This is a genomic window from Paraflavitalea soli, from assembly GCF_003555545.1.
Taxonomy (GTDB): Bacteria; Bacteroidota; Bacteroidia; order Chitinophagales; family Chitinophagaceae; genus Paraflavitalea; species Paraflavitalea soli.
Map to the genome: position 1 here is coordinate 2,466,348 of NZ_CP032157.1, position 24,297 is coordinate 2,490,644.

At 47.4% G+C, this 24,297-nt stretch carries 17 protein-coding genes; 1 reads left to right on the forward strand and 16 read right to left on the reverse strand.

All coding sequences use genetic code 11. The features are described 5' to 3' along the window. Positions 1–61: 61 nt before the first annotated feature. The 8 genes from D3H65_RS09065 to D3H65_RS09105 form a co-directional block, all read right to left on the reverse strand. Complete coding sequence (locus D3H65_RS09065; protein ID WP_119050002.1) at positions 62–832, reverse strand: response regulator transcription factor; 771 nt, start codon at positions 830–832, stop codon at positions 62–64. Positions 833–979: 147 nt separating this feature from the next. Further along, positions 980–2,782 (reverse strand): RagB/SusD family nutrient uptake outer membrane protein, encoded by a 1,803-nt coding sequence (locus D3H65_RS09070; protein ID WP_119050003.1) that lies wholly within the window; start codon positions 2,780–2,782, stop codon positions 980–982. An 18-nt stretch (positions 2,783–2,800) separates the two neighbouring features. After that, the gene (locus D3H65_RS09075; RefSeq protein WP_119050004.1) at positions 2,801–5,965 is read right to left on the reverse strand and encodes a SusC/RagA family TonB-linked outer membrane protein; all 3,165 of its coding nucleotides are present in this window, start codon (positions 5,963–5,965) and stop codon (positions 2,801–2,803) included. Between the two features lie 310 nt (positions 5,966–6,275). After that, on the reverse strand, positions 6,276–7,628 hold the full coding sequence (locus tag D3H65_RS09080) for a family 43 glycosylhydrolase (protein WP_119050005.1): 1,353 nt from the start codon (positions 7,626–7,628) through the stop codon (positions 6,276–6,278). A gap of 10 nt (positions 7,629–7,638) precedes the next feature. Then, the gene (locus tag D3H65_RS33280) at positions 7,639–10,056 is read right to left on the reverse strand and encodes a glycosyl hydrolase family 8 (protein ID WP_245999710.1); all 2,418 of its coding nucleotides are present in this window, start codon (positions 10,054–10,056) and stop codon (positions 7,639–7,641) included. 11 nt (positions 10,057–10,067) lie between these two features. Further along, positions 10,068–11,147, reverse strand: a complete 1,080-nt coding sequence (locus tag D3H65_RS09095) for an esterase (RefSeq protein ID WP_211345656.1) — start codon at positions 11,145–11,147, stop codon at positions 10,068–10,070. 8 nt (positions 11,148–11,155) lie between these two features. Beyond that, positions 11,156–12,316, reverse strand: coding sequence for an esterase (locus D3H65_RS09100; protein WP_119050007.1), 1,161 nt, complete (start codon positions 12,314–12,316; stop codon positions 11,156–11,158). A gap of 15 nt (positions 12,317–12,331) precedes the next feature. Further along, positions 12,332–14,272, reverse strand: a complete 1,941-nt coding sequence (locus tag D3H65_RS09105) for an alpha/beta hydrolase-fold protein (RefSeq protein WP_119054450.1) — start codon at positions 14,270–14,272, stop codon at positions 12,332–12,334. A gap of 226 nt (positions 14,273–14,498) precedes the next feature. Between D3H65_RS09105 and D3H65_RS09110 the strand changes: the two genes are divergently transcribed. Further along, on the forward strand, positions 14,499–14,912 hold the full coding sequence (locus D3H65_RS09110; protein WP_119050008.1) for a tetratricopeptide repeat protein: 414 nt from the start codon (positions 14,499–14,501) through the stop codon (positions 14,910–14,912). Between the two features lie 186 nt (positions 14,913–15,098). On the opposite strand, the gene D3H65_RS09115 is transcribed toward D3H65_RS09110, so the two are convergent. The 8 genes from D3H65_RS09115 to D3H65_RS09155 form a co-directional block, all read right to left on the reverse strand. Next, on the reverse strand, positions 15,099–15,293 hold the full coding sequence (locus D3H65_RS09115) for a hypothetical protein (RefSeq protein ID WP_162915504.1): 195 nt from the start codon (positions 15,291–15,293) through the stop codon (positions 15,099–15,101). Between the two features lie 465 nt (positions 15,294–15,758). Continuing rightward, positions 15,759–16,493 carry a hypothetical protein gene (locus D3H65_RS09125; protein WP_119050011.1) on the reverse strand — a complete coding sequence of 245 codons (735 nt, stop codon included), beginning with the start codon at positions 16,491–16,493 and terminating at the stop codon, positions 15,759–15,761. Beyond that, positions 16,490–16,891 carry a hypothetical protein gene (locus D3H65_RS09130; RefSeq protein WP_119050012.1) on the reverse strand — a complete coding sequence of 134 codons (402 nt, stop codon included), beginning with the start codon at positions 16,889–16,891 and terminating at the stop codon, positions 16,490–16,492. Before D3H65_RS09130 ends, D3H65_RS09125 begins: the two co-directional genes overlap by 4 nt. A gap of 129 nt (positions 16,892–17,020) precedes the next feature. Then, positions 17,021–17,608, reverse strand: a complete 588-nt coding sequence (locus D3H65_RS09135; RefSeq protein ID WP_162915505.1) for a hypothetical protein — start codon at positions 17,606–17,608, stop codon at positions 17,021–17,023. A gap of 7 nt (positions 17,609–17,615) precedes the next feature. Beyond that, a complete protein-coding gene (locus D3H65_RS09140; protein ID WP_119054451.1) occupies positions 17,616–18,500 on the reverse strand; it encodes an RHS repeat domain-containing protein in 885 nt (294 codons plus the stop codon). 356 nt (positions 18,501–18,856) lie between these two features. After that, on the reverse strand, positions 18,857–19,453 hold the full coding sequence (locus tag D3H65_RS09145; protein WP_119050014.1) for a toxin-antitoxin system YwqK family antitoxin: 597 nt from the start codon (positions 19,451–19,453) through the stop codon (positions 18,857–18,859). 11 nt (positions 19,454–19,464) lie between these two features. Continuing rightward, positions 19,465–23,880, reverse strand: coding sequence for a DUF6443 domain-containing protein (locus tag D3H65_RS09150; protein WP_119050015.1), 4,416 nt, complete (start codon positions 23,878–23,880; stop codon positions 19,465–19,467). Continuing rightward, complete coding sequence (locus D3H65_RS09155) at positions 23,877–24,296, reverse strand: hypothetical protein (protein WP_119050016.1); 420 nt, start codon at positions 24,294–24,296, stop codon at positions 23,877–23,879. The genes D3H65_RS09150 and D3H65_RS09155 overlap by 4 nt, the downstream gene beginning before the upstream one ends. Between the last annotated feature and the right edge of the window lies 1 nt (position 24,297).

Here is a 24,297-nt window from a genome sequence, read left to right on the forward strand (position 1 = left end):
TACGATTAATCCGGCTAAACAGGCCCCTTTAGACATCTGTGCTATTGATTTTTACAAACCGTCATGCTGCGTCCATGATCTTTTTCATCCGTTGATAGGTAGCAGGCGTCACCTTGAATTGTTTTAAGAATGATTTGCCGAAACTGCTCGGGCTGCCATATCCCACCATACGTGCCACTTCCAGCACCTTGTATTCTCCTTCAGCCAGTAATTCGGCCGCTTTTCTCAACCTTGCCTCATTGATCAGTTCATTGGGCGTGAGATGGGTAATATCCTTTATTTTCCTGTACAGCGTCGGCCTGCTCATATGCATCATCCGGGCCAACTGGTCAACACTAATGCCCTCAGGCGATTGAAGGCTCAAAACACAACTGGTCAGCTGGCGCATGATCTGGCCTTTTCCATCCTGTTCCGGTACCTGATCCTCCCCGGCCGCTCTTTTTTGAAAATGCTGGCGGATCTTACCCCGGTTCGTGATCAGGTTGCGCATATGGGCATCCAGGCATTCCCGGAAGACAGGCCCGCCAATATGCACGTCAGCTCCTGCCTCAAGCGCTTTAATATGAATTTGTAAACTTTCCTCGCGCGTGATCAGGATGAAAGGGATATGGGCCGAAATATTGTCCGACTTGAGCTGGCGGCAGCAGAAATAACCCGTTGCCGGTCTGTCAACAGCCAGGCAAATGACCAGGTCGATCGGGTGTTCTTTTAATACTGTTAGGATAGCAGGATGATCAATGGCGGTAAAGAGCTGGTAAGCTACACTTATCTTATCTGATAATACCTTTTGTACTTCTCGTGACGGAGCAATTATCAATACGTTATGGCACATGACAGATCGCTTTTGGGAGAAAAACAAAGCTACCCGTACTTACCGGGTATGCCTGACCCGGATGTCAAAATTACTGGCACAAATGTCAAAAGGGGGCGGTGTCCATCCGCCCCCCATGATCGATCTGACTGCGACAATTACAATACCTTATTCATAACCCGGGTTCTGGGGGTATTTGGGGCCCTCCGTCACCAGGTCTATCTGCGATTGTGGAATAGGTCTTAGCATATTGAAAGATTGGACCGTGGGCCCACCCTCCGGGTTGAATAACTTCACCCGGTCCACCAGTTTCTTTGTCCGGGAAAGGTCCCACCAACGCGTGTCCTCGGCAAATAATTCGCGGCTTCTTTCCTCCAGCAGGAAGTCAAGCGTTACCTGCGCAGCAGTAATTTGCTGGGCCGCCACCGCAGCAGTATATTCAGCCGGTGTCTGGTTAGGCATAAGTGCCGCACGGGTCCTCAGTACATTGATCATAGTGGCAGCATCCTGTAAAGTGGCGCCTCCTTTGATCGCAGCCTCTGCTGCGATCAGGTACACGTCGGAAAACCGGAACAGTATATACGGCCTGTCGGAATAGTCATTTTGGTCGCCCCTGGTAGAATCATCAAACTTCCTCACCGTGGGAAACATTTGATCGGTAAACTTGATGGTCGCCCCCGGCTGGTAATCCGGCTCAAAAATAATCCCTTTAAAAGCAGCTCTTTCCGCAGGCGTTACCACCCTGTCGCGCAGCCAGATCGCCGTATCTACCTTATTGATCAGCACCTTTCCGTTGACCGTAGCTCCATTGCTGCCCGGTGTGGTAGTAGTAGCGCCGGTAGGATAAGGACCTCCATTGGACAACCAGATGGTTTGAAAAGTGCCATTATAGCGTTGATCAGTAGCCCGGTTGGCGAAAGCTGTTTCCAATACATATTTCATATTCGGCCTGATACGGCGATAGGGCCGGCCGTTTTGTATATCCCTTCCTACCACATTGGTACCACTGGTGCCCGGATAATCGGATTTGATGAGGTCATAGCCCGCACGCCAAAAAAAGTTCGACTGGTTGGCGCCCGCACCGCCGCCGCCCGTGCCCGGCTGGTTATTCTGACCAAACTTCAGGTCCTTTGTATGATCAACCACCATCAACACTTCAGCACTGTACTCATTCCCTTCCCTGAAAACATTGTTGAAAAATGGCAATAGGTCCAGGCCATAAGTAGCTTTGTTGTCAATGATCCCTTTGGCAATAGTATAGGCTTGTTGGAAATCAGCAGGCTGTGCTGCTGCTGACCATCCTCTCCACAAATAGGTCTTGGCCAGCAGGTACAAGGCAGTAGATTTGGTACCTGGTTTTCCCGTGCCTGCTGCCGGAAGGTTCGGCAGATCGGCTGCCGATTCGGTGAAGTCTTTGATGATCTGCGCATACAGGTCTGCCAGCGGTGCAGGCGCATCTGCTGCAGATGGCGAGGTATTGAAGGTTGTATGTAACGGTACCTGCCCAAAAGTGGTCACCAAATAGAAATAACAAAAGCCACGGAGGAATTTGGCCTGGGCCAATAACTGCGTTTTGGTGGCTGCCGGTATATCCACCGAAGCCCCATACTCCAGCACCCCGTTAGCCGTATTGATATCGATAAACAAAGTATTCCAAAAACCTTCGTAATCACCCGAACTGCTTTTTATTAAAGGCTGATTATAGGTAAACCAGTGCTGCACATCCGCCGCTGCGCCCCTGATGCTTTCGTCTGTTCCGGAATTGTATAATTGCGTAAATATCTGCGTGCCCCACTGGCTCCTGAAACTGGAATAAATACCGGCAATACCTCCCTGGATACCATCCGATGTGGTAAAGAAGGTAGGGGCAAAGCCGAGCCTTGGTTGCTCCACCAACAATTTCTTGCACCCCGTGGCTATCATAAGTATGGTCCCCAATAGTAAGCTGAACCTGAATGTTTGCTGATTCATAAAACGATCGTTTAATAATTAGAACTTCATGTTTATACCAACGATAAATTGACGGGTAGAAGGAACACCCATACCCACTGTAATAGCGCGGCCCTGAACAGGCGCTCCACCACCGGCAGTACTACCCACTGAATTACCCGTACCATTTCCTTCCGGGTCAATACCCAAACCATCTCTTACCAGCGGTGACCAGAGAATAAAGGGGTTTTGAGCAGATACGTAGGCCCTGATCGATTGGATACCGGAACGGCCGAATACTTTCGAGGGAATATTATAACCCAGGTCAATAGCCCTGATCTTTATAAAAGAGCCATCACGATAGGTCAGCGTGGAAGTGAAACGCAAACCATCCACCCCCGCATCTGGTTGCGGAAAATCATTCGTAGGATTGGTAGGCGTCCAATAATCCACCTTCAGTTGGTTCACACGGCTGTTGAGAAAGAAAGGATAACCTGCTCCGCCGCCATCCGCTGCCAGGTAGTTCACCACCACGGTCTGACCAAAACGGCCAAACAGCACCACATTCAGATCGAAATGCTTATACTCGAAATGGTTGGTCATACCTGCAACAAAATCAGGTTGAAAATTGCCCACTACCTGTCTGTCTTCCTGGCCAATGGAATTGTTCTTATTAAGGTCCTCTAATTTGATATCACCTGGTTTTACACCATAGGAAGCTGCCTGTGCTGCTTCACTGGTTTGCCAGATACCGATCTTTTTTACATCATAGATAGTAGTGATAGGGCTGCCCACAAACCATCCGTTGTTCACATCACTCTGCAGGCCAAGCTGCAGGGCCGTTATCTTTTCCCGGTTGAAGAAAGCATTCACATCCGTACGCCAGGTGAAACCACTGGCTGTTTTGACATTCACGCTGCTAAGGGTAAATTCCATTCCATAAGAGGCCGTCTTACCTACGTTTGTCAAAATAGAGTTGGTGCCATTACTCCGGGGAAGGTTCCTTTGCAATAAGATGTCACTGGTATTCGTACGGTAATATTCTATCGAACCGGAAAGGCGGCTATTGAAGAAGGAAAAATCAACACCCAGGTTCCAACCACGCGTTTTTTCCCAGGTCAGTTCAGGATTGGGACTGGTATTGATGAGGTAACCATTTACAAAGTTGGTCCCTACCACCGTACCGGAGCCAAAATTGTAGAAATTGCTGCCAAGGCTGCCCAGGGTGGAATAGGGTCCGATGCCGGCGTTTGAACTAATGCCCCAGCCTGCCCGCAGCTTTAAGCTATTGATGAAATCAACATTCGCGAGAAACTTTTCCCGGTCAAGATTCCAGCCGGCAGAAACCGCAGGATACGTTACCCATTGCTTGCCGGGAGCCAATACTGAAGCCCCATCCGTTCTCACCGTAGCCGTCAATAAATACTTATCATCAAAAGAATAGATGGCCCGGCCCATATAACCGATCAGCGCCGATTCGGTATAACCAGCCGAATTGGATTCTGCCACCAGCGTATAGGCCAGGTTCAGGTTATAGTCCTGTATAAAGTCTGCCGGCACCCCCACCCCATTTACCCTTTGCGACTGGAAATAATTCTTTTGCACTTCCTGCAATGCCTGCACCTGCAGCCTGTGTTTGCCGGCAAAGGACTTATTATACTCCAAAGAGTTGTTAATGGTATATTGCCAGCCTTCTGCATTGGATTGGTTAAGACTCGATCCTGCTGTGGTAGGATTGGAGTTGAAAACCGTATTAGGGCCCGTGTAGTTGCTATTGAAGGTTTGTGACCAGCCGTAGCCGAAGGTAGTCTTGAATTTCAGGTCCTGCAGGATCTTCACTTCTGCATAAAAGTTATGCTGGAACTGGTACCTGCGTTGAAATGCTTTGATAAGGTCATTATTGCCGATAGAAGTAAGCGGGTTGATCTGTTGTGCGTCCACCCCCTGGTCCGATGCCGGCTTCAGATTAATGGTACCGTCATCATTGTAGGGCTTAAATAAAGGACCCAATCTTGTAGCCGATCCATACGCATTGGTGCCGAGCCTATTGGAACGCACCATCGTATTGAAACTGGTAAAGCCGATCTTAAAGCGTTCAGATATCTTGTGGTCGATATTTACATTGAACGAATAACGGTCCAGTTCCTGGTCCGTTATAACACCCGTTTCCCGGTAATAGCCGATACCGAATGCATACTGTGTCCGCTCATTGCCTCCCCTTACCCCCAGGTCATGCCCTGTTCTTATACCCGTAGTCAGTAAAAGATCCTGCCAGTCCGTGCTTACCCCTTTTTGCAGGTTGGCTTTTTCCGTATTGGTAAGCGCATAGAGGTTGGTGTTGGGGCTATTGGAATTGCCTGCCGCCGCATCCTCTTTAAATTTGGCATACTCCTGCCCGTTGAATAATTTGTATTTGTCAATAGGGCTCGAAATACCTATATAGCTGTTGAGCGTGGTAACAGGCCGCTGGCTGGAACCCCGTTTGGTAGTAATGATGATAACGCCATTCGATCCGCGGGAACCATAGATAGCAGTGGCCGAAGCATCTTTCAATACGTCCAGGCTGGCGATATTATCCGAAGGAATATCATTCAAACTGCCCCCATAGGCCATGCCGTCCACCACGATCAGGGGATCGTTATTGCCCGTGATCGAGCGGTTGCCCCGGATGCGGATCTGTCCGCCCGTTCCGATCTGCGAGCTGTTGTTCACGATATCTACCCCCGCTGCCCTTCCCTGCAATTGATTCAGGATATTGGGCGCTTTGATCTCACTCAGCGTCTCTCCCTTCACAGAAACAGTGGAACCGGTCACGTCTTTTTTACGTTGCGCTCCGTAGCCGATCACCACTACCTCCGTTTCCATTTTATTGACCGATATAAGCACCACATCGATGGTTGTTTTGTTGTTGATGCTGATCTCCTGCGTAGCAAAACCAATGGCCGAAACCACCAGCACACCATTGGGCGGGGCGGTGATCGTAAAGCGTCCATTATTGTCGGCAATAACGCCGCCCGTTGCCCCCAGCACACCTACCGAAGCCCGCGCCAGCGCTTGTCCGTTTTCCCCGGTCACACGGCCGCTCACCTGCACCGTGTTTTGCGCCCCTGCCGGAGAAACAGTGAACAGACTAAGTAAAATAAATAGAGGAACGAAGATCTTTCTGAGCAATGGGCAATAGCGTTGCCCGTCTGTTGCCCCTAAGGTCAATGAGACATCATTCATAAAAGCAGAATTAGTTGTTAATGAAGTACAGCGCCAGCTGCCGGACAACCGTATCGGGGGTAGGGAAAATGCTACGGTAAGGAAAGAAATGGTAGTCTTCTATACGACTGGCATAGGCAGCAATTGGCAGGTTGAAAATAAAGATTCGACAGGCAGTCGCAAACGAAGAAAGTACATTGAGAAGATCGGAACAGAATGTGCCGCGATGGGCTTTTAACAAAAAAAATAGGGGAATGAGAACATCCCCCTTTATTATGCTTGCTGTATGAGAAAACAAAATGGATAACACATCCTGGCACTGCCAGCGCCATCATTCAAACCTTACCCAGTCCAGTTCCACAGCCTTCCCATCCTGCAAGGAGATCACCAGGCCATGCACACCCTGTCTTACTGGCGAAACCCGCGTTTTTACTTCCTGCCAGTTATTGCCCGCAGCCAGCTTCACCGTTGCCACAACAGGCCCGTCGGCCTGGTCCAGCCGCACCTGCACGGTGCCTCCTGTTGAGGACCGCACCTTCAACTTTATATGTTTGTATTGCTTTGTTCCAAAGTCTACCCCATTGTACTGTACCCAGGCGCCCGGCGCTTCCAGTATGACTTTCCATCCATTAAATTTTTGAAGCGTATCCAGGAAAGCAACCGACAGGTCTTTATCACTGATACTGCTGTACCGGTCCACCTGTATCGCTGCCCCGGCATCCGTTAAGCCAACACCCCGTAAGGTGGGTTTTACTTTCCGGATCGTACCATCTGCATTAAAGGATAAACTGTCCACCCTGATGGAACGGGCTTTATCGAAAGCAGGTGAATAATCGTTGTGATGGTAAAACAAATACCATTGATCCTTAAACTCGATCACCGATTGGTGATTGGTCCAGCATCCCGTAGCAGATTCATCCATGATAACACCCGTTACCTTAAAAGGACCCAGGGGGTTATCACTGATAGCGTATTCGAGCCTTTCCGTTTTATTTTCTACATGCGGATAGGTCAGGTAGTAAATGCCCTTGCGCTCAAATAAATAAGGCCCTTCCTTCAGCCCTTTGCCCGGAAGTTCTCCCAGCACCTTTACTTCACCATCCAGCTCCGTCATATTCTCTTTCAACTTAGCGCCGTAGATATTGCCCTGCGACCAATAGAGATAGGCCTGACCATCTTTATCAATAAATACATTGGGATCGATGCCATGCACTTTGTTGATGGGCGTTGATTCCGGCACAAAAGGTCCCGTTGGTTTATCTGCAATGGCTACCCCAATGGCAAATCCCCTCCCATAGGCTGTTGTATCTTTGGCGGCTGTCGGAAAATAAAAGTAGTATTTCCCATTTCTGTAAATGCAATCAGGCGCCCACATGCTATAACTGTCTGGCCGTACCCAGGGTACTTTGTTCTGCGTTACGATCATGCCGTGATCCGTCCAGTCCGTAAGGTTGGCAGAAGAGAACACATGATAATCCTCCATGCAAAACCACCCCACCCTGCCTTTTCCCTGCGTGGCAAGGATATCATGCGAAGGATATACATACACCCGGTCGCCAAATACACGGGCCGACGGATCGGCTGTAAACTGACCGGTAATAAAGGGATTCTGCCCCTGGGCAGTCCCCGTCATAAGGAGCAGCCAGGCTCCTATATTCAACCAGAACTGATAATACTTTTTCATTGACGTACGATTATTTAAACAACAAAGGAGCGAAGGAATAAAGGTTGTTCCTCCATACCGGCCAGGTATGGCCACCCGGGTATTCACTATACTGATACTTAAATTGCAGCTCATCAAACCGCGCAAGCATCAGCTTACAATTATTATAAGCAATATCTTCTTTACCGCCCATCCCTATCCACAATAACTGAAGGTTTTGCTCAATGGCTGCTTTGTTATTTTTGATAAACAGATACTGCGCTTCCGAAATAGCTTGTTGCATCGGCAGCCATCCGCTGCTGAACACCCCGAGGTAGCCAAACAGGTCGGTATTTTTAATGCCGGCATACAGCGTTTGCAAACCTCCCATCGACAGCCCGGCCAGCGCCCTGTTGGCAGCTCCTTTACCAGCGCGGTAATTGCTTTCCACAAATGGTACCACCACCTGCTTTAATTCATTTTCAAAATTAACCAGCGCCTGTTCGCCAAATCCTCCCCCGCCCATATTCCCGTCCATCATCACAATGAGCATGGGCCTGGCTTGTTTGGAGGCGATAAGGTTATCCATGATGAGATCCGTTTTGCCCTGCGTAGCCCATCCTCTTTCATCTTCACCGCCGCCATGCAGCAGGTACAATACAGGATAGTGCTGTGCAGCGCTTTCATAGCCAGGTGGTGTGTATATATAGAACCGTCTCCAGGAATTCGTAACCGTAGAGAAGTATCTTTTAATACGGATCTCGCCATGTGGCACATCTTTTACCGCATAATAATCCCCGCCGCTAAAAGGAATTTCTATACCGCTGGCCATCCTGCCCATGCCATAAAAAGTTTCACTGGCAGGGTCTGCAAGCGCTACCCCATCGATGAGCAGCGAGTAATAATGAAAGCCCTCACTGATCGAATCCGTGGTCACTTTCCAGTATCCGCCTGTATCCCGCAGCATCTCATATTTGCGGCCCAGGTCCACCTGCACTTTTTGAGCTTCCGGCGCCTTGATGCGAAAGGCTACCCGGCTGCCCGGCATGATTTGCGGATAGGCTGCCGAACGTACATTGGTAGCGGCACGCTCACCATGTTGATCCTGGTCAGGCCGCGCCTCTTTAACGGTTGACGGAGCCACGGCCACAGCAGGCAGGTTAGCAGAAGGTTTAATCAACTGGTATTTACCGCTCAGATGCAGCAGGCTGAATAAATACAATAAACCATCATAATAAGGATCGAAATACCCGTCTTCGTACGGTTCCAGTTTTGCCTGCCAGATCGCCTGTACAAAGTCCTTGCTGTTCTTCTCTTTATTGATCAATGAAGCCGTGGCTGCTGTAGATACCAGGCCGATCGAATGCCGCAGTTTTTTTACAGGGCCGGCCTGTAGTATGAAATCAGGCCGGGAGCCATCCACATTAAACTGGTCTTCATAGCTGTCCATGCCTTTTGAGCGCAGGAAACCCTGGAAACGCCTGGCATAATCTTCCTGCCAGCGCTTATCCTTTCCAAACCAGGTGTAGTCCATCGCAATATTCATCGGCACCCGCCAGGAGTCATAACGAAAAGCCGGGGGCATCCAACGCGTAGGATGTGGCTGGCCGCTAAATTCCGCATAGTCCGTATTCAGGCCCGTTACCGGGTGACAGGCCCGGTGCAAAAACACACGCGCAGTATCTGCACAGTCCCGGTAAAATTGCTCATGCCCGTCTTTCGCATACAGCGCCCATACCTCGTAGAAGGCCGGTAAATGATAGGAAGGATCCGTCCAGTTATAATTGTTCCCTTCCGGTACAAAGGTGATCTGTTTGTGTTCCGTATTGATCAGGTTATAGATATTGCCCGTCCCGTCTTTTTTCCACATCGCATCCAATATCCGCCTGGCCTCATTGTAGTAATGGATGCCCGTATTATTGCCCCAGCGGTTGGCCGCAAACAACAGGCTGGTGATATAGTACAACTCCCCATCCGATGCCGACCCCTCCGAATTCTTTTTCAATGTTTTCGGGTCGATGCTCCAGGCAAAATAACCCTCCCGCGGCCCTGTTTGGTGCTGCAGGTATTTCTTCGACCATCTCCAGATCCTGTCAAACTGATCTTTCTTGTTCAGCTGCACCGCGATCATCATGCCATAGGATAATCCTTCCGTCCTGGCATCATGGTTCTTCACATCCGATACATAAGCCATCGAATCACCCACTTCAAAGTATACCCGTTGCGGACCCTCAAAGATGTCATACCAGGCTTTGTTTACTTTCTCATCGATCGCTGCCTGCTGATAGCCTGCTTCGCGCAATAGATTGCGGAAAACACCCGGTTGGGACGCCGGCTTATTAGCGCCCTCCGTATTTCGTTTTTTAGGTTGGGCCGATGCGGTCAGTGAGCTCAATAAAAGCATGGTCAACAGTACCGGCAGACAGCCAGCCAGGCGGTCCGGTACAGGTGATAATAGGTTTGATGGCATGGTGCAGTTCACTATTTAAATATTTCCTGGAGCGTAGTAGCCAGGTATTGCTTGCAGTTCATCCAGGTATGACCACCCGGCACGATATAACTTTTCACCCGGATATTTTTCTCCTTGAACATAGCCAGGTTCTTCTTTACACTTTCAAACAGGAAATCCTCCGTGCCCACACTAATGGTGAAGAGCTTAACCTGTGCGTTTATTTTTCCTGCGTCCGGCGACCAGTTGGAGAAATTCTTTTGAAACTCTTCCGTGGCCGTGTAAGGCGCATAAGCAGCGATATATCCAAACTTATCCGTATTGGTGAGGCCGATATTGAGCGTTTGCCCGCCTCCTACCGAAAACCCCGCCACCGCACGGTGCTTGCTATCCGTCAACACAGGATAATTCGATTGGATAAAGGGAATAATATCATCGATCATGTCCCTGGTAAAATCGGGCATGGGTCGGGGCCTTACATTGCCGTAGGGCATCACGATGATCATGGGTGTAGCCAGCTTTTTGGCAATGAGGTTGTCTGCAATGAAATGCGCCCTGCCCACCTTGGTCCAGGTTTCCTCTGTATCAGATCCACCATGAATTAAATAGAGCACCGGGTATTTTGTAGTGCCGTTGGCCATAAAGCCCGGGGGTGTGTATACCAGCAAAGTACGCGTGGCGCCCAGGGTGGTGGAAGTATAGTACCGGTAGCTCAGTTTCCCATGCGGCACATTTTGTAAAGCATGAACAAGCGGCTCGTTACCGGGAATGTCAACGATGCTGCGTTTGAATCGTTCATTGGCAAAGATCAACGTATTATTAGGATCGGCCAGTTCCACATTGTCTACCACAAAACTATAAGGATAGATATCCGGTTTTACCGGCGGCACCGTTACACTCCATATACCGGCCGTATCTTTTGTCATGGGTACCGGCGCCGTCAGCAACTCTCCTTTCACGATCACGGATTGCGCATTGCGCGCATAATAACGGAAAGTAATGCTATGATCCGCTTTTACCTCCGGTGAGTTGATCGATGGTGGTCTTTGGGCCAGGGTGGCATTACCTGCCAACAGCAAGACCGGCAATATACAATACCATCTTTTCATCATTACAAGGTTTATTGAAATAGCAGTTGTGCCGTAGCAGCTAAATACTTTTTCGTATTCATCCAGGTATGCCCGCCATCCGTGATGAGGCTTGTATAGTTTACCTTTTTAGCTTTCAGGAAGTCCATGAACTCGATCGTTGGCTTGTACAAAAAGTCTTCTGTACCTACACTTATCCACAGCAACTTAAAAAGCTTATTCGTATTATCCGGGTTAGTGTAGACCGGCTGGTAACTGCGTTCCATTTCCTGCGTGGAGAGGTAGGCGCTGTAACAACATACCCAGGCAAACTTATCCATGTTCTCGAAAGCCGTCCTCAATGTTTGTCCGCCCCCGCGGGAAAAACCGCCTACAGCCCGGCTGTTCCTGTCCGGTATCACCCGGTAGTTCGCCTCCACATAGGGGATTACCTTTTTCACCAGGTCGTTCCCAAAGTTCTTTGCCCGGATAAGCGCATCGGCGCCTTCCCGCGAGGTAGGGTCGCCCGGTTTAATGCCATTATGTTGTTCTGCTATCCGCGCCTCTATGTTTCCATAAGGCATTACGATGATCATCGGTTTTGCCTTCCCTGCTGCGATCAGGTTATCCAGTATGAAATTCGTTTTCCCTACCTTAAACCAGGTTTCTTCCGTATCCGTAGTACCACTGATCAGGTAGAAAACGGGGTATTGTTTAGCCACTTCTTTGTCATAGCCCGGTGGTGTATAGATGACTACCGTGCCCGTGGTGCCCGCCAGCGAAGGATAATATTCGTAGTTGATGGCGCCGTGCGGTACATCCTGCAGCGAATGCACCAGGGGCGTATCGCCGGGAATGTCCACCAGGCTGGCTTTGAACCGCTCGTTTGGGAAAAAAGCCACATTGGCCGGGTCCATCACTGTGATGCCATCCACCTGGAAGCTATAAGGATAAATATCAGGCGTCACCGGCCCCGTCGTTACACTCCAGATACCGGCCGTATCCTTTACCATCTGCACAGGTCCTTTTTCAAATTGTGCGTTCAGTTTTACTTCTTTCGCCCAGGGAGCCAGGTAGCGGAAAGTAACCGTTTTACCGGCGTTTACCTGGGGCGATACGACCAGCAGTCCCCGTGGCGGCTGACTGATGGCATGGCCTGAAATGCCCAGCAGGAAACCAGGCAATAACAGGTGCATGATCTTCTTATGATACATGGCCCTTGGTATTGGTTAATTTTTAAAGATCAATCCGGCAAACTGCCTCAATGACCTTCTCCAGGTTTGCCATTCATGCGCTGTGCCGGGCGATTCATAATACACATGTTTGATCCCTGCTTTTTCCAGCGCTTCGTGAAAACCCTTTACACCCGTATACATTCTTTCCGGCTCTGTGGTGCCGATGCTGATGTAAACCAGCTTTACCTTATTATTAAACGCCGCAGCATCTGCCCAGGCCCCGTTGTACATGTCTTTGATCTCACCGCCCTGCCTGAAACCTGCCCCGCTGAATCCCCCGATATAAGCAAATTTGTCGAGGTTCGTCATCGTCGTCTGAAAGGTCTGGAAGCCGCCCATCGACAGGCCGGCCATGGCCCGGTGCTCCCGGTCGGTGAGCGTACGGAAGGTTTTATCGATAAAGGGAATTAGTTCTTTTACCAGTAGTTCGGGAAAAACATTGCCACCCATGAAGCCGGGGCCTCCCGCCGTTGGCCGCGTGGGGTCCGTGGCATATCCCCTGTCCATGACCACGATCATGGGGGTGGCTTTCCCTTCAGCCAGCAGGTTGTCGAGTATGAGGTCCATCTTTCCCTGGCTGGGCCATCCCGTCTCATCTTCACCCGCACCGTGCTGCAGGTAGAGCACCGGGTATTTTTTAGCAGCGTCTGTATCATAACCCGGAGGTGTATACACATTGGCCCTTCGCCAGGCCTTGGTGATATTGGAGTAATAATTTACAGAGCGTATCTGTCCATGCGGTACATTCCGGGCAGCATAAAAACCGCCGTCTTTGTCTGGTATATCGATACCACTGGCCATCCGGCCCATGCCGTAAAAAGCCTGGCTGGCCGGGTCCACTACAGGAATACCGTCGATCACCAGCGAATAGTAATGAAAACCTTCCACTACCGGGTCCGTGGTCAGTTTCCAATAGCCGCCTGTATCTTTTACCATATCGTATTTCTTCATCAGGTCGATCGTCAGTTTATCAGCCCCGGGCGCTTTGATGCGGAATACAACCCGGTTGTCCGGCAGGATCTGCGGGTATTGAACACCGGGGATATTCGTGGAGGCGGGCACACCATCCATGGTGAGTGCCGCCATTATGGAAGGGTCAACGGGTTTAAACAGCAATTGTGAAAACATGTACAAACCATTCTTCCACACCTTAAAGTCGTGCACACCCGGTTCTATATAATAGATATGCGGCACCTGTTTCTTATAGAGATAGTCATGCGTACGTTTACTGAAGGTGATGAGGCCGTCACTGGCCCCGCAGGATATCCAGAGTAGTTTTAATTTGCTTTTGGCTGCTTCGGGGTCGGGCACCAGTTCTTCCGGTGTTTTTGTATTGGGGGCCGATGAAAAGCCGCCCACCCAGGCAAATTTATCGAGGTTGCCGAGGCCGAAGTTGAGCGATTGTCCGCCGCCCATCGACAAGCCGGCGATGGCGCGGTTTACCTGGTCTTTTTTAGCCGGGTATTTCTTTTCTATGAAAGGAATAAGGTCGTTGAGCAGGTCCTGCTCGAAGGTGGCGAAAGCCTGCACCTTATCCGGGGCCATGATATTACCTGTAGCGCGGTCATCTTTCATGGCCCTGCCGTTGGGCATTACTACGATCATGGGCTCTACCAGGTGCTGCGCATAGAGGTTATCAAGGATTACCTGTGGTTTACCCCCGTTCAGCCATTCTTTTTCATCCCCGCCGATACCGTGCAGCAGGTACAGCACCGGGTATTGTTGTTTTTTGGAGAAACCTGGCGGCGTGTACACCAATGCCTTCCGGCTGGCGCCTACCGTCTTGGAGTTATAACTGATCGAATCCAGTTTACCGTGGGGAATGTCTGTTCGGAGAGAATCGAAGCCCGGAGGAGCGGATTTATTAATGTTTTGGGCTGTTGCTGTTATACTGATCCCTGCAGCCAGGGCACACAATGATAGCAATCGTTTCATAAAAAGGTCATTTTCAATGATAATGCAATTAGTAGGCAGCATTAAAAATAATTGTTTTTAAGACAATTATCTTATCCTGGTCTACTTTGAGACGATTGAAACAAGTGCTGCTGTTGTGTGGGAATTACAATCGTTGGAAGGCCTGCCGCCCGCCCGGTAAACGAAAGATCAGCAACAAAGCGAGGCGGGCATAACACTTGTATGCGTAACGGTATAAATAAACTTCATGGCGGTACGATACAGTTCCCACAACCTCCACGTACGTGCAAAAGAAGCAGAACAGGCTGGCGAACCGGCCCAGGCCGTTAAATTGTATACTCAGGCACTTAAGAATGATCCGATGGACGATATCTCCTACAACAGGCTAATGGTCCATTACCGCCGCCAGAAAGACTACCAAAAAGAATTGAAGATCATCCAGGCAGCTATTGCCGCCCACCTGCATCATGCACAGCAAACCGGGGAGCAATGGCTAAAGAAAAACAAGCAAACAGCTCGCACCGCCAGGGCACTGGTGAAAAGTCTCGGCCTGGTAGACCGCAAGGGAATGCCCAAACTTGAAACCCGGCAAATAGAAACCTGGCAAAAAAGAATGGGAATCGTAAGAAAACGGATACGGCAATCCGCTGCCAGAAAATAACAGCCACGCTGCTTCGGCGACAAGATTTGTTATAAATTGATAAACATAATAGTTGTCTCTTTTTTGAATGGTGTCATATGTATAATTTGAGTATATAGGTGCGCGATTTTGATTACCACTTTTTTGAGAAGCAGTACAGGCTGACAGGAGTAATATGAATACGTAAGGAAGGCAATATTTCATAAACTAATTTTTATTTAGCTTTTTTACTAAGTCCACAAAGTCATCAAATTTTATATTTATTATGAATCCGTTTGTAGTATAAAAACCAACACTTCGATGAAACGTTCTATCTGTGGTTCCTCCAATCTTATTAGGATCATAGGGTACAGGGTCTACTTCATATCCCAAAACAATACTTGGTTGTGTATAGCCCTTCATTGAGGCTGGTTTTTTATCCTGAGGCGAAGGCTCCGAATTCCCAAAATTGATATTGCCGACGTCTGCATCGGTTGGATTTTCGATCACATGTCCTTTCTGAATCTCTTCATCAATATCTTCTCATTTTTCTTTCTTGTCAGCACAATTTTTTTATCCGTTTTTCCATCTTCTATATGCTTAACCTTCCTGCCTAGCAAATTGTAAAAATCAGTCCAAGGCTCCATCCCATCCGGATCAATAAATCTAACCGGATTATCAAATGCATAGTTATAAGCACTCCATCTCCTCATTTTATCCGCCATCGGATCAATAACATGCCATTTCCCGATCTGCGCATCTTAGTTCCTTTCGCCATAATCGATCCAGTCAAGGTCAAGGCCACGGCCATCGGAGAACTCCCGCCGTTGCTCTTCCTTGCCATTAAATTTGTACCTATTTCTAATCGGAGCCGTAAGGGCTTTGCAACTAATGCCCTGCATTACCTGGCCAAAAGGATAATAGTGGTTTTTTTTGGAGATGGGTTTGTCTATCGTTGTCATTTTCAACGATGATCCTAGGTTCCTCCAGATCGTTAAGAGACATAGTTATTTTTATTTTTTGGCCCAAAGAATTGGAATACCCTTCATAAAAGAATGACTTCTTTTTCTTTTTTATAAACTTAATGTCTTTTACCTGGTATCTGTATTCCCTAAATTTTAAATACTCCAGAAACGATAATGGATCTTTTATACTTACCCTAAAGTCGTCCGAAATTGCACTGATAAAAAATTGACCACTAATATATTTAATCTCTTTAGTCACTTGATTTAATCCAATCAAAAAAAAATTATCACTCCAAATATCGAAGTGTTTTTTTTCTACACCATTGCTGTCGTTTATGTATTGATAATTTTGTAAGTAAACCTTATATACAGTAAATTCAGGCAGGGGGTATGCCCAATTTAGCTTTTCTACCTTCATCTTTAATCTAAATCCATGATCAGGCAAAAAACCCTCATAGAAGGCGTCCGCATTTGATCTGAAAATAGGTTTGTAAATGGCTCCATTATAAGAGTTGCTGCAAAATCTAATATTGTGTGCTGCTATATTTTTATATACTCTGTTATAAATAAACTCATTCACAGAAATTGTATCTATCTGGGCTCTGACGCTGAAAGACCCATATATCGAAATGATAAAAAAGAAGATTTTAGTTTTCATTGTTTCGGTTTTGTTTTTTTCTTCTCTTCTTCCAACGATCTTTTTGCAGCCTTATAATTGGAATTATATTGTAGTCCAGCATTGGTTGCTGCTTCTCCATCTGGATTTCCTTTGTCGTGTCCCTTCTTATTTGGATCGGCGGGATAAAAAAAGGCTTTAGCTTTGTTGTTTAATCTATATGCGCCGTGACCCATTTCATGAGCAAGCACTTTCCCAAATTCTTTCGAATCTAAACCCGCATGAATAGTTATGGTAGCATCTCCCATTTTTACCAAAGAATTAGCCTCCTTCTCATCTATGGCAACCCGATCCGAAGTCGTTTCTTCTCCAGACTTTTTCCCCCTCGAAAACTCAATTCCAGATTCTGTTACATTTTGTTGTAAACCACAGGCTGTCAAAATAAACCGGTAAGTTACTCTCGTTACTTACGAAGATATACAGATAGCCGGATTTGGTCACGTTGACCGGGCTGTTGATATAGGTGTTGTGCAGCTTCTATTCACCACAAGCCTACTCAGAGTTAAATGTTATAAGGCTTTCACTTTGGTTATATTTTTAGGATTATTCATAAACGTAAATGTGCTGGCGGATTTAATAAAAGTTTCTATATTCCCCTTTTTAATGTTGTAGAGAATAATTGTAGCTGCGTTTCTTTTCACAATTAGATGATTCCTTCTTTTGTTAAATTTATTTTTTTCAATAGAAAATTTCCCTCTGGGATTGATAGAGTAAAACTGCTTATCAATAATAGATTCCACTTCAACTTGTGAAGGCGTATACATTGTATCTAACGTAATTACAGAAGAATTATAAATGTCAGTATATATGTATAAGGCTTGTTTGTTATCATAGTTGAAGATAAATTGATTCATTCCTCCGAGTGAATAATGTCTTATTCTTTTAGGTAAATTAATGTTAAAATAAGCTGGATAATATCTCTCCTTATCCCTTGTCTCAGTCAGCTTGTTTTGAAAATAAAACACGTTATAGTTTTCATAGGCATTGAAAGTGCCATATCCCATAGGTAATTCAATCTTCCTTTCTAAGGTGTCATAGTACCTGACAGAGCAGGAAAGGAAAAAAGAACTAAGTATTATGCAGATAGTATTTTTCATGGATGACTTAATTTTTATTTAGCTTTTTAACTAGATCAACAAAGTCAGCAAACTTTAAGTTTGTAATAGAACCTTTATCGTTGTAAAATCCTATTCTTCTGTGGAAGGTTCTTTCAATAGTCCCACCCACACGATTGGGATCAGGGTGGACAGGATCTGGTCCATATCCCAATACGACGCTGGGTTGCGAATACCCTTTCATTGATGCTGGCTTTTTATCCTGAGACGAAGGCTCCGAATTCCCAAAATTGATATTGCCGACGTCTTCCCTTTTGTGTAAGCCATGGGTATGAGCATCATAAGCAGGCTCATCTCCCTGTTCTTTTAAATCTGCTCTGGCTTCACTTCTTTTTTCGCCAGGTAATTCATCTTCGGTACCTTCTACAATTTTTGATGTTTTACCAGTCTTGCCAACCATAAACCCGTGTTCATTTCCATTTTTTTCTGTTTTATCATACGACTCAGACATTTTATCTACAACTGCATCGGTTGGATTTTCGATCACATGTCCTTTCTGAATCGCTTCATCAATATCTTTTTCATTTTTGTTTCTTGTCAGCACAATTTTTTTATCTGTTTTCCCATCTTCTATATGCTTTACCTTCCTGCCCAGCAAATTGTAATAATCAGTCCATGGCTCCATCCCATCCGGATCAATAAATCTAACAGGATTATCAAATGCATAGTTATACGGACTCCATCTCCTCATCTTATCCGCCATCGGATCTATCACATGCCACCTTCCAATCTGCTGATCCAGCATCCTGGCGCCATAATCAATCAACTCCAAGCCACGGCCATCGGAGAACTCCCGCCGCTGCTCTTCTTTGCCATTAAATTTATACCTGTTACTAATCAGAGAAGTATTGGCCTTGCTGCTAATACCGGCCATTGTGAGCCCAAAAGGATAATAATGGTTTTCTTCGAGGAGGGGACCAGGTGAGTGGGTTATAGCGAGGTTGTCGAAGTAAACCGGTAAGTTGCTCTCGTTACTTACGTAAATGTATAGATAGCCGGATTTGCTGATGTTGATGGGGTTGTTGATAAGGTTATTGTGCAATTTATATCCTCCACCAGCCTGTACAGGATCTGCACCGCCGCTAATCTAGCGCAAATTCTCGTCAAATAGCAAGTAATTCACAAAAGCGCGCGCATTGTTGGTGCCGGGGTTGTTGTTGTTGCTTATAAAGTTGGTAAAATCCATATTATTGGCCCGTATGCCAGTAATATTATTCGATCAGTGCGTATTTATTGGTTGTGAGAAGTGAGAGCATCATGCATCTGATATAGTTTATTCTCAAAATTTTCACGCGTAGCTTCGTCACAGTATACGATCTCCTTCTTTAATTTCCCCTTCTTGCTATATTTCCTAATTGATTTCAAACTTCCATCAGTATTGTATAACTTAAGGCTTCCTATTGGAACGCCTTCCTCGAATGTTCCCTCAATTCGCTTTTGACCATTCGAGTAGTAATCAACCTGGTATCCTTCACACTTCTTTCCGCAACAGCAATATCCTGAAAATGAATGTAGTTTACTGCATTCTTGAATGGAAAAAATTCGAATTGTATCAGTATAAGAAGAAAACGTATGGAATGAATAAGTCTTTTGTTCATCAAAGAACAAAGTAGATAATTTATATACGCCGGTATCTTGCAACAAACAAATGCCAGTAGAGTCTACAGGAGTATTAATAGTCGAATCTTTTTTTAGAAAATATAAACCAATTCTTTCGGTTTTGGCACTACACCCATTATATCCATATAAGCTAAAACTAACGCTTTGAGAATAGGAACAGTTCTGAACAAAAAGTAAAATGAATATTGGCAGGATGCTTTTCCCCATGTCCTTGTTATTTATTTTTTGTTATATATTGTTTGCCATTTTCCATTCATAGGAACTCTAAACGCCTGTTTCATCATTTTAGATAGGGTTTTTAATTGTAGAATATTTCCCGTTTCGATTAATGATGCTAAAGAGATATTATTGATATTGAAATTATGAATGCTCACAGGCCCTTCTGGAAGAGTTTTATAAGAATCCGGTAAGGTGTAATTTGTCTGACTAAATAATCCTTGGCGTTGAAACGCTGCCTTCTCATCTTTTTGATCAAGTAAAAAATTCGGCCCTACTACCATGTCTGCGCTAATCAAACTTACAAGTCCTTGATCAAATTGATATGCATGCAATAATTCATGTGCAAAAGATCCAATTGTTGCATTAGGTCCTATAGTAATGTCGACATTGCCATTGTCAAAATTGAATGAAGTAAGAGCAACATCAGTTCCTATGCCAAATATTGGTCCACTCTCATTTTGATGAGTACTTTGTACTACATTATATACTTGGTCTGAAGCCCATAAATGGGCGATTTCACCTCTTATCTCATTTAACTCGCTGTTATTCTGCTCAAGCCTACCTATTTGTCTTTCTAACCGCTTGTTCTTATTAGCAGAATTACCTTTCTTATTCAACTCTTGTCGTTTTTCTTCTATCGTTCTGTTATTAGTAGTTTCACGATCATTTATGTCGTTTATGTATCGACTTACCCATGCCCATGCTGCATCAGTAAATGTATTACCATCAATATCTACATAGTTTATTGGATTATTTCCACAATAATTAAAAGGAGTTAATGCCATAAATGTTTCGCTTAGATTATCCACCACATGCCACCGCCCAATCTGCGCATCATAGTTTCTGGCGCCATAATCAATCAACTCCAAGCCACGGCCATCGGAGAACTCCCGCCGCTGCTCTTCCTTGCCATTAAATTTATACCTGTTACTAATCAGAGAAGTATTGGCCTTGCTGCTAATACCGGCCATTGTGAGCCCAAAAGGATAATAATGGTTTTCTTCGAGGAGGGGACCAGGTGAGTGGGTTATAGCGAGGTTGTCGAAGTAAACCGGTAAGTTGCTCTCGTTACTTACGTAAATGTATAGATAGCCGGATTTGCTGATGTTGATGGGGTTGTTGATAAGGTTATTGTGCAATTTATATCCTCCACCAGCCTGTACAGGGTCTGCACCGCCGCTAATGTAGCGCAAATTCTCATCAAACAGCAAGTAATTTATGAACGCCTTGGCATTATTCGCCCCCGGATTATTGTTGCTCACGAAGTTGGCTAAGTCCACATTATTGGTCCCGATGCCCGTTATATCGCTAACGGTCAGCGCTCCCTTATTGGTTGTCAGCACTGCACTGCCGGTAAAGGCTGCCAGTAATTCGGTCACCGCCATGGTAAGCGAACTGCCTGCCCCGCCTCCTGGCATGGTGTAGAATGATTCCGCAGCCACCTTCACCTGGTCACCCGCCATCACCTTCAGCACGACTCCCAGCCCCGTCTTTTCGTTTGTCAGCCCACCATGCACCCGGTACAGCTTGCTTTCAAAACTGGCCTGCGTGGCCCCCGTGGTGGCCTTGCTGATGCGTCGGGCGTCCACGATATTGTAATAGTCTTCTTCCTTCTGATAACGCGCATCTTCCACCGAAGCCGTTGGGTAACAGATATTGTCTTTCTGTTCTGTGAGGATGGCGCGCACACTACCCAAATGATCTTTGAGGAAGTAATCATATTGAAGCCGCTTGGGTTGCGGCGTACACACGCCGCTATCCACCCCGGCAAAGCGTATGCGCCCTTCCTCATGCGCTATGAACTGCAGGGTGTCATTCTGGTACACTGCCCCGCCCAGGTAGAGCGTCACCGTGGTATCCACACCCGGTTCATACACCGTTTTCTTCAGCTTCCTGCCGCCGGCGTCATAGACATATTCGATAAACCCCTTGTTGCTGCTGCCGTCTTTTTTCACCGTTACCTTCGAGGGCAGGTTGAGGTAGTTGTATTCTACCCCATTGCTGCCTCCAAAGGTTACCAGGTCCTTATTGAGGTCCTTTACCATATTACCATTGCCGTCGTAGCTGTAATCAACCGTGCCGCTATTCTTGCTGCCTGCATTGGGGTGCAGGGAGGAAGTGCGGAAGTCGCCCAACCGGGTGTTCACATCATTCACCCCATCTATCACATTGAGCAACCGGTTGCTGCCAGCGATATAGTTGTAGGTGAGACTATCGATCGTAGCTGATCCGCTGAGCTTCCAGCCCCGCTGCTTTTGACTGAGAATATTGCCATTGGCATCGTAGGTGAGACCGCTCACGCTGAAGTCCATGCCCGCACTTTTGTTGAATACCGCCGAAGCGCCGCTGCCGCTCACGTATTGGTTAAAGTCAGCCCCCGTAAGCCGGTTCACCGCATCATAAGTAAAGTCCTGCTTACGCCGCTGCTGATCCCCTTCGCTTTTCCACAAAGCCCCGCTGATATTGCCATTGTACTGGGGTGTGAAGGCACCCAGGCTGGGATTCTTATCATAACCCAGCTCCAGGCCAAAGTACTGGTCGCTGTTGGCACTCGTCAGGTAGTTCTTATTGATCCCTGTGAGCCAGCCGCGGATATTGTAAGTGTAATCCAGCTTGGCCAGTTCACTGCCGCCAGCCGGTTTGGTACCCAGTTTCTTTTGGGTGAGTTGGCCCAGTGCATCATATTGCAGCTCCGATATGGTTTTGTAGCTGCTCATGGCATTACTGTTCACATCCGTGTTGCGCAGCTTCTTTTCCGTTTTTACAATGCGGCCGAGGCTGTCCAGGGTATTGCGGGTCACGATGCAGGTGGTCTGTCCGCCCATGCCCGTTTTGGTGATCTCTGTTACTGTCACAAGGGGTGTTCCTGTCCAGGTGTATTGCATCGTAGTGATCTCGTATCCGCCCACATCCTCTTGCTGGTGCTGGATCAGCCGGCTTTTATCATCATAGAAACTGATAGACGACAGGTAAGTGGAAGTGCCGGGTATCCTGGCCCTGGCCCCCGTGATGAGTCCTTTCAGCTGGGCCTCGGTGCACTGGGTCACCGCCTGCGGATAAGGATAGGTGCTGTTGCTGGCCGTTTCCAGGTATAGATCATGCCCGCTGCTGATCGTTGGGTAACCGCCCAGCCACAGATAGTTGTCGTAGTAGGTAGTGGTCAGCTCCTCATAGGTTTGCCCGGCCAGGTTGGGATAAGCAATGCTGGGATAGGCTGCGCTGTAATGGGTGGCCAGGGGGCTGCTGTTATTCCACAGGCCGGTGGAAATAGGCCTGTTGATGGAATCATATTGCGTGTACAGCCATTTTACCGGACTGCCCGCTCTCATATTGGAATCCTGCAATAATACCAGCCGGTTACGCGCATCGTATACCATGTATACCGCGCCCGCCCCCGGCACCTTTTTCATCTGCATGCGGCGCTGACCATCATACTCATAGCGGAAGCACTGCTCCTGCAGGATCACCCCGCTGTTCCAGTTGATGTTCCAGCTGTTGGCCTGCAGCAGTTCCACCCCGCGGGGCTGGATCACCGCCCGCTGTTGTTTGATAATATCATAAATGGTATAGGTACAATACCAGCCATAGTGACCCTTGCCGGTACCGGTATCGGCGGCCGAGCTCCATTGCACTTTTTTAAGAACGATATAGCCCCGCCGGTTGATGAACTCGATCACCTGTTTGCCGTTCTCATCGATGGTTACGTTTTTGAGCAATTCCCCGGGCTTGTACAGGCTGTCGCAGCTATAGCTGCCAAAGACACCCATGCTGCCGCTGTTGGTCACCTTCCAGATGCGTACGCTGTCGGTGATGGTATTGACCCAGTATTTGTTTTCGATGCCACGGCCCGCATTCACCCAGCTGTTACCGGGCGCGTAGCTGCGCTGCACACGGTTGAGCGGAGAGGCTTCAAACTCAGTTTTACTATAATAAAAAGTCTCACCCTGTCCGTAAATGGGGCTACCCGTATTGCTGTTGCTGTAAAACCAGTTCTGTTGCTGGAAGGGATTGGTCTTAAAGCCGCCGTCACTGATCGAAGTATTGCCACCAGTGTTATTGGCCGCAAAAGGCAGGTATTGCCGTTGTAACCTTCCCCAGTCATCATACACCACCGGACTCACCAGGTCCACGGCACTGCCGCCGGTAGGATAGGAACCTTGCTTCATCACCGTTTGTACCGGCCGGCCCAGCCCGTCATAGTACTGGATAGCAATACGCGCCTGGCGCAGGCCACTGTTGGTAGTAAAGTTGGCATCGCTGGTATCGGGCTTTACGGCCGTCCAGGTGGTCACTTTATTGTTGCTAATACCTCCATAAGCAGCAGGTGTTACTACACTGCCATCCTGGGCATGGAGCATACTGCTGAATAGCAACAAGGCGCTGAGCAGGCCCGCTATATCGTGGTTCTTTCTCATGGCTGTTTTGTTGGATTGGTGAGAGAGTCTGTTTCCTGTTTTGTGCGTACCTGTTGTTGTAATTCAAACTGCTCCCGGTCCATTTGTTGCTGCTGCCGGTAACGCAGGTATTTTACTTTTCCCAATACCGTTTGGTAAATGCTATCGCGCTGGTAAGTTGCCTGGGCCAGCTTGTCTCTGAACTGCGGTGTTCGCCAATACTGTTTGAATACCTGGCGGCGATTTGCCCGCTCCTGCAACAGGGCCTGATACAAGGCGGCTTCCTGCTCAGGCTGTACGAGGATGCTTTTTTTCAACGTGGCGATGGATGCCTGTGCAATGGTAGAATCGTTCACAGATTGTTTGGATAATTCCTGCCGGCACAGGGCGGTCAGCGGAAGTCCTATCAGCAAATACAGGATTATCTTCTTTTTCATA

Bases quoted from the DNA above. Each gene is read 5' to 3' on its own strand.
- D3H65_RS09155 (WP_119050016.1), bottom strand. From the start codon at position 24,296: ATGAAAAAGAAGATAATCCTGTATTTGCTGATAGGACTTCCGCTGACC.
- D3H65_RS09125 (WP_119050011.1), bottom strand. From the start codon at position 16,493: ATGAAAACTAAAATCTTCTTTTTTATCATTTCGATATATGGGTCTTTC.
- D3H65_RS09140 (WP_119054451.1), bottom strand. From the start codon at position 18,500: ATGGCCGGTATTAGCAGCAAGGCCAATACTTCTCTGATTAGTAACAGG.
- D3H65_RS09100 (WP_119050007.1), bottom strand. From the start codon at position 12,316: ATGTATCATAAGAAGATCATGCACCTGTTATTGCCTGGTTTCCTGCTG.
- D3H65_RS09145 (WP_119050014.1), bottom strand. From the start codon at position 19,453: ATGGGGAAAAGCATCCTGCCAATATTCATTTTACTTTTTGTTCAGAAC.
- D3H65_RS09070 (WP_119050003.1), bottom strand. From the start codon at position 2,782: ATGAATCAGCAAACATTCAGGTTCAGCTTACTATTGGGGACCATACTT.
- D3H65_RS09115 (WP_162915504.1), bottom strand. From the start codon at position 15,293: ATGAAGGGCTATACACAACCAAGTATTGTTTTGGGATATGAAGTAGAC.
- D3H65_RS09080 (WP_119050005.1), bottom strand. From the start codon at position 7,628: ATGAAAAAGTATTATCAGTTCTGGTTGAATATAGGAGCCTGGCTGCTC.
- D3H65_RS09075 (WP_119050004.1), bottom strand. From the start codon at position 5,965: ATGAATGATGTCTCATTGACCTTAGGGGCAACAGACGGGCAACGCTAT.
- D3H65_RS33280 (WP_245999710.1), bottom strand. From the start codon at position 10,056: ATGCCATCAAACCTATTATCACCTGTACCGGACCGCCTGGCTGGCTGT.
- D3H65_RS09065 (WP_119050002.1), bottom strand. From the start codon at position 832: ATGTGCCATAACGTATTGATAATTGCTCCGTCACGAGAAGTACAAAAG.
- D3H65_RS09110 (WP_119050008.1), top strand. From the start codon at position 14,499: ATGGCGGTACGATACAGTTCCCACAACCTCCACGTACGTGCAAAAGAA.
- D3H65_RS09105 (WP_119054450.1), bottom strand. From the start codon at position 14,272: ATGAAACGATTGCTATCATTGTGTGCCCTGGCTGCAGGGATCAGTATA.
- D3H65_RS09095 (WP_211345656.1), bottom strand. From the start codon at position 11,147: ATGATGAAAAGATGGTATTGTATATTGCCGGTCTTGCTGTTGGCAGGT.
- D3H65_RS09135 (WP_162915505.1), bottom strand. From the start codon at position 17,608: ATGAAAAATACTATCTGCATAATACTTAGTTCTTTTTTCCTTTCCTGC.
- D3H65_RS09150 (WP_119050015.1), bottom strand. From the start codon at position 23,880: ATGAGAAAGAACCACGATATAGCGGGCCTGCTCAGCGCCTTGTTGCTA.